We start from the raw sequence: 292 nt of genomic DNA, 5'->3' as shown, positions 1-292 counted from the left end.
TGTGCTCGCGCATGTAGTTCACGCCGACGCTCATCAGCTCGACGGCGTCGAGCGCCGGCCGCCCGAGATGGGGCGCGGCCGCCGCGTGGGCGGTGCGGCCGGTGAAGACGAAGTCGGCCCGGGTGTTGGCGAGGGCGACCGGCGGTGCCACCTCCCAGAAGCTGCCCGGATGCCAGGTGATCGCGATGTCGGCGCCCGCGAAGGCGCCGGCGCGGACCATGAAGGCCTTGGCGGCGCCGCCTTCCTCCGCCGGGCAGCCGTAGTAGCGCACGCGGCCGGGCGTCCCGGTCTC

1 pseudogene is annotated in these 292 nt (G+C 75.0%); it reads right to left on the bottom strand.

Going from position 1 to position 292, the window contains the following annotated elements:
* Positions 1-292, bottom strand: a pseudogene (locus tag ACLBYB_RS33300) (amidohydrolase); the annotation flags it as partial.

This window comes from Methylobacterium sp. D54C (assembly GCF_053345595.1).
The sequence above is the reverse complement of the archived record's forward strand: the minus strand, read 5'-3'. Positions and strand labels throughout refer to the sequence as shown.